The sequence below is a fragment of the Tabrizicola sp. genome, from assembly GCF_051645465.1.
Taxonomy (GTDB): Bacteria; Pseudomonadota; Alphaproteobacteria; order Rhodobacterales; family Rhodobacteraceae; genus Tabrizicola.
On sequence record NZ_JBOFBI010000046.1, the window covers coordinates 1 to 5,410 of the forward strand.

Annotated in this window: 4 protein-coding genes; all 4 read left to right on the plus strand. The window is 65.6% G+C overall.

Features of this window, described 5'->3' with window-relative positions; translation table 11 throughout:
* Positions 1 to 51: 51 nt before the first annotated feature.
* The 4 genes from gcvP to ACRCSW_RS02915 all read left to right on the plus strand — a co-directional run bounded on the left by gcvP (position 52) and on the right by ACRCSW_RS02915 (position 5,218).
* Complete coding sequence (gene gcvP, locus ACRCSW_RS02900) at positions 52 to 2,895, plus strand: aminomethyl-transferring glycine dehydrogenase (RefSeq protein ID WP_438702485.1); 2,844 nt, start codon at positions 52 to 54, stop codon at positions 2,893 to 2,895.
* A gap of 135 nt (positions 2,896 to 3,030) precedes the next feature.
* The gene (locus ACRCSW_RS02905) at positions 3,031 to 4,086 is read left to right on the plus strand and encodes an IS481 family transposase (protein WP_438702486.1); all 1,056 of its coding nucleotides are present in this window, start codon (positions 3,031 to 3,033) and stop codon (positions 4,084 to 4,086) included.
* 125 nt (positions 4,087 to 4,211) lie between these two features.
* On the plus strand, positions 4,212 to 4,898 hold the full coding sequence (locus ACRCSW_RS02910; RefSeq protein WP_438702487.1) for an AzlC family ABC transporter permease: 687 nt from the start codon (positions 4,212 to 4,214) through the stop codon (positions 4,896 to 4,898).
* The gene (locus tag ACRCSW_RS02915) at positions 4,895 to 5,218 is read left to right on the plus strand and encodes an AzlD domain-containing protein (protein WP_438702488.1); all 324 of its coding nucleotides are present in this window, start codon (positions 4,895 to 4,897) and stop codon (positions 5,216 to 5,218) included. The genes ACRCSW_RS02910 and ACRCSW_RS02915 overlap by 4 nt, the downstream gene beginning before the upstream one ends.
* Positions 5,219 to 5,410: the final 192 nt, after the last annotated feature.

A 5,410-nucleotide genomic window follows, 5' to 3' on the forward strand; every position in this document is an offset into this window, starting at 1 on the left:
TTTGGACAGATGAATGAGGAGCGGGCTGCGCGAGTGCCCGGAGCGACACCGATGACCTACACGCCTGTCGACTATGACGCCTACGACTTCGCCAATCGCCGCCATATCGGCCCGTCTCCGTCCGAGATGGAGGAGATGCTGAAGGCGGTCGGTGTCCGCTCGCTGGATGAGTTGATCGACCAGACGGTCCCGCCCTCGATCCGGCAGTCGAAGCCGTTGAGTTGGGCGCCGTTGGCTGAGCATGAGCTTCTGGCGCGGATGGGCGAGGTCAGCCGGAAGAACAAGGTTATGACCAGTCTGATCGGGCAGGGCTATTACGGCACAGTAACGCCGCCTGCGATCCAGCGGAACATTCTGGAGAACCCGGCCTGGTACACGGCCTACACGCCCTACCAGCCCGAGATCGCGCAGGGGCGGCTGGAGGCGTTGCTTAACTACCAGACGATGATCTGCGATCTGACCGGGCTTGATGTGGCGAACGCGAGCCTTCTCGATGAGGCGACGGCGGCGGCCGAGGCGATGACGATGGCGGAGCGGTCGGCCAAGACGAAAGCGCGGGCGTTCTTTGTCGATCAGAGCTGCCATCCGCAGACGGTCGGTGTGATCCGGACGCGGGCGCTGCCTTTGGGGATCGAGGTGATTGTCGGCGCGCCGGAGGATCTTGATCCGCAGGCCGTGTTCGGCGCGATCTTCCAGTATCCCGGGACCTTCGGTCATGTGCGGGACTTCAGCGCCGAGATTGCGCGGCTGCACGAGGCGAAGGCGATTGCCATCGTGGCGACGGACCTTCTGGCGCTGTGCATGCTGAAGGAACCGGGGGCGATGGGGGCGGACATTGCGGTGGGCTCGTCCCAGCGGTTCGGGGTGCCCTTGGGCTATGGCGGGCCGCATGCGGCGTTCATGTCCTGCAAGGACGACCTCAAGCGGTCGATGCCGGGGCGGATCGTCGGCGTGTCGATTGATGCCAACGGGACGAAAGCTTACCGGTTGTCGCTCCAGACACGGGAGCAGCATATCCGGCGCGAGAAGGCGACGTCGAACGTCTGCACCGCGCAGGCGCTGCTGGCGGTGATGGCGTCGTTCTACGCGGTGTTCCACGGCCCGAAGGGCCTGCGTGCGATTGCGGAGCGGGTGCATTTCCTGACCAACCGCCTTGCACGGGCGCTGAAGGCGGCGGGGGCGAAGGTGTCGCCGAGGGCGTTCTTCGATACGATCACGGTAGAGGTCGGTGTCGGGCAGGCGGGCATTCTGGCGGCGGCCCGGCAGGAGGGGCTGAACTTCCGCAAGATCGGCCTTGATCGCGTAGGGATTTCGCTGGACGAGACCTCGGACGAAAAGGTGCTGATCCGTGTGTTGCGCGCCTTCGGGATCGACGGGGTGCCGCCGCACAGGGCGACTTTGGGTTTCCCCGAGGAGATGGTGAGGAAGACCGATTACCTGACGCATCCGGTCTTTCACATGAACCGGGCGGAATCCGAAATGATGCGCTACATGCGCCGCCTTTCCGACCGCGACCTCGCGCTGGACCGGGCGATGATCCCCTTGGGCTCCTGCACGATGAAGCTGAACGCGGCGGCGGAGATGATGCCGATCACCTGGCCGGAGTTCGGGTCATTGCACCCCTTCGCGCCCGCCGATCAGGCGCTGGGCTACAAGGAGGCGATCGACGATCTGACCGCCAAACTGTGCGAGATCACCGGCTATGACGCGATGTCGATGCAGCCGAACTCCGGCGCTCAGGGGGAGTATGCCGGGCTTCTGACCATCCAGGCCTATCACCGGAGCCGGGGGGATCACGGGCGCAACGTGTGTCTGATCCCCGTTTCGGCGCATGGCACCAACCCCGCCTCGGCGCAGATGGCGGGGATGGAGGTTGTGGTGGTGAAGTCCGCCCCGAACGGCGATGTGGACCTGGAGGATTTCAAGGCCAAGGCCGTGGCGGCGGGTGACCGGCTGGCGGCCTGCATGATCACCTATCCGTCGACGCATGGGGTCTTCGAGGAGACGGTGAAGGAAATCTGCCGGATCACGCATGAGCATGGCGGGCAGGTTTATCTGGACGGCGCCAATATGAACGCCCTCGTCGGGTTGGTGAGGCCGGGCGAGATCGGGTCGGATGTCAGCCACCTGAACCTGCACAAGACCTTCGCTATCCCGCATGGCGGCGGGGGGCCGGGCATGGGTCCGATCGGCGTCAAGGCGCATCTGGCACCGTTCCTGCCGGGGCATCCCGAAACCGGCGGTGCCGAGGGGCCGGTCAGTGCGGCGCCCTATGGGTCGGCCAGCATCCTCCTGATCAGCTGGGCCTATTGTTTGCTGATGGGCGGCGCGGGTGTCACGCAGGCGACGCGGGTCGCGATCCTGAACGCCAACTACATCGCGGCGCGGCTTTCGGGGGCCTATCCGATCCTGTTCATGGGCAACAAGGGCAGGGTGGCGCACGAGTGCATCCTCGACACCCGGCCCTTTGCCGGGGTCGGCGTGACCGTGGACGACATCGCCAAGCGGTTGATCGACAACGGGTTTCACGCGCCGACGATGAGCTGGCCCGTGGCAGGCACGCTGATGGTGGAACCGACCGAAAGCGAGACCAAGGCCGAGATCGACCGCTTCGTCACCGCCCTCCTTTCGATCCGCGACGAAATCGCTGCGGTCGAAAAGGGCGAGATCACCGCCGGGGAAAGCCCGCTCCGCCACGCGCCACACACCGTCGCCGCGCTGGTGACCGAGGCCTGGGACCGCAAATACAGCCGCGAACAGGGCTGCTTCCCACCCGGCGCCTTCAAGGTGGACAAGTACTGGCCACCCGTGGGCCGGGTCGACAACGTCTACGGCGACCGCAACCTCGTCTGCACCTGCCCGCCGGTCGAAAGCTACATGGAAGCGGCGGAGTAGCAGCTTTCGCCTCTATGGGGCCGTGACCTTGGGCATGATAGACCAGAGGCCCCGGCCTTCGTGTTCTGTTTCGGGGGATTGGCGTGACGGAATTGGTGTAGTCTTGGGCATCGCTCTGGTAAGGGAGATGCTGGGATGCTGACGCGGCTGCATGCGAACGCGACGACGACGCCGAAGACGCGGGCCTATATTCAGTCGAGCACGAGGTCGGTGGCCGAGCTGGCCGCCGAGCTTGGTGTGCATGAGACGACCATCCGGCGCTGGCGGGGGCGGCAGACGACCGCGGACCGCTCGCACCGACCGCACCGCCTCCAGACCCGGTTCGACGCCGCAGAAGAGGTGATCGCGGTCGAGCTGCGCAGACGGCTGGCGCTCTCGCTCGATGACATCACCGAGGTCATGCGCCGCTGCCTGCGCCCCGACATCTCGCGCGCCGCGGTGCATCGGTGTCTGAAGCGGCATGGCGTGTCGCAGCGCCCAGCGCGGCCCACACAAGCCGCCTCGGTCTTCGAAACCGACCGGCCGCTTGGCTTCATCCACGTCGATGTCAAATATCTGACCGCGCTGGACCGCCGCCGCGCCTATGCCTATGTCGCCATCGACCGGGCCACGCGCTTTGTCTACCTCGAGATTCTGCCGGATCGCAGCGCGGCCACAAGTGCGGGCTTCCTCACCCGCTTTCTCGCCGCCTTCCCGATCCCCGTGCATACGATCCTCAGCGATAACGGGTCCGAGTTCACCGACCGCTATGCCGTCGACAAGCCCGGAAAACCTGAAGGCAAGCCCTCGGGCGCGCATGCCTTTGATCGCGTCTGCGCCGCCCGGGGCATCCGGCACATCCTCGCCAGGCCTTTCCGCCCGCAGACCAATGGCATGGTTGAGCGCTTCAATCGTCGCCTCGCCGAAAGCCTCGCAGCTCATCCCAAGACCGACCGAAACCGCGGCAAGAACAGCTTCGAGACCCATGCGGCCCGAAATGCCTTCATCATCAAATTCGTCGCAGGCTACAACAACACCCGCCTCCGATGCCTCGACTACAAGGCACCAAACGAACTCATCGCCAATCTCACGAGACACAACACCGACCGGATTCAAAAAGTTAGAGGTCGGATCGCAGACTGTTTCTCTTCCGACCCGCGAAAGGCTTGCGGAGATCTTCCGTCTTTGCGGTCGCGAAAAGGATGTTCATAGAGCGGCGTTGATTGCACGCCTATGAACGACCGAAACGTCTGGCAAAGCCGATGTCCAAACTTAAAGCTAACCCTCTCTGGGCCCCGGGTTGACCCACCCCCCCCGCCGCGCTAGCCCTGCGCGTCATGACCGACCCGCGCACCAGTTTCGCCACCGGCCTTGCCGCTGCATTGCCGATCATGATGGGGTATTTCCCCATCGCCTTTTCCTTCGGCGTCGCCGCCAGCCGGGCGGGGTTCACCCCGGTCGAGGCCTTTGCCCTGTCGCTGATCATCTATGCGGGCGCGTCGCAGTTCCTGGCGCTTGCCCTCCTAACCTCCGGCGCGCCGGTGCTGGTGTCGGCCTTCACCCTGATCGCGATGAACCTGCGCCATGTCCTCTACGGCCCCGCGCTGATGAAAGAGGCGGGTGAGCACGCCAGCACCCGTTACGCCTGGGCCTGGGCGTTCGGGCTGACCGACGAGGTTTTCGGACAAGCTCTGGGCGCACTGGCGCGGGGGCAGCGGTTTTCCGAACCCTACATGTTCGGCCTTGGCATCGGGGCCTATGCCAGCTGGCTCGCGGGGACCGCGCTGGGCGCCTATGCGGGGGGCGGTGCGCTGGAAGGGTATCCCGCCATAAGCGCGGGGCTTGGTTTCATGCTGCCCGCGCTGTTTCTGGCGCTGCTCCTGTCGATCCTGACGCGGGCGCAGTTGCCGGTGATCGCAGTGGCCGGGGCGGTGACCGTGGCCATGACGCTTGCGGTCAGCACCACCACAGGAATCCTTGCCGGCATGATTGCGGGCGCGGTGGCGGGGGTGATCAGGCGATGAACACCGACCTCATGATCGTCGCCCTGATGGCCGGGGCGGCCAACTGGGCCTTCCGCGTGCTGCCGACCCGGATGAAACCGGCGGACCTTCCGCCCGATGGCATCATGGCGCGGTTCCTGGCCGCGACCGGCCCCGCCGCCATCGGCACGCTTTTCGTGGCCTCGATCCTCCCCGCCCTCTCGCTTGTCCCGTCGGAACTGGTCCCGCTTGTCACCGGCACGCTGGCGGTCATCGCCGTCTTCGCCACCCGCCGCTCGGTCGTCGCATCCACGCTCGCGGGTGCGCTGGTGCATGGCCTGACCGTCTGGGCCATGGCCTGATCGCCCTTGCGCCGCGGCCCGGTCTGCGCGACGATATCATTGCAGGCCACGGGAGACCGCCGATGCTTGAGATCAGCCCCAGCAAGGTCGTTCAGGTCATCTACCTCGCGCGCGAGATGGAGGTGGGCGAGGGTCAGCTGCATGCCTTCATCGACGGGATGAACGACGAGGAGAAGGCCCAGCTGACCGCCC

Bases quoted from the DNA above. Each gene is read 5' to 3' on its own strand.
- gcvP (WP_438702485.1), top strand. From the start codon at position 52: ATGACCTACACGCCTGTCGACTATGACGCCTACGACTTCGCCAATCGC.
- ACRCSW_RS02905 (WP_438702486.1), top strand. From the start codon at position 3,031: ATGCTGACGCGGCTGCATGCGAACGCGACGACGACGCCGAAGACGCGG.
- ACRCSW_RS02910 (WP_438702487.1), top strand. From the start codon at position 4,212: ATGACCGACCCGCGCACCAGTTTCGCCACCGGCCTTGCCGCTGCATTG.
- ACRCSW_RS02915 (WP_438702488.1), top strand. From the start codon at position 4,895: ATGAACACCGACCTCATGATCGTCGCCCTGATGGCCGGGGCGGCCAAC.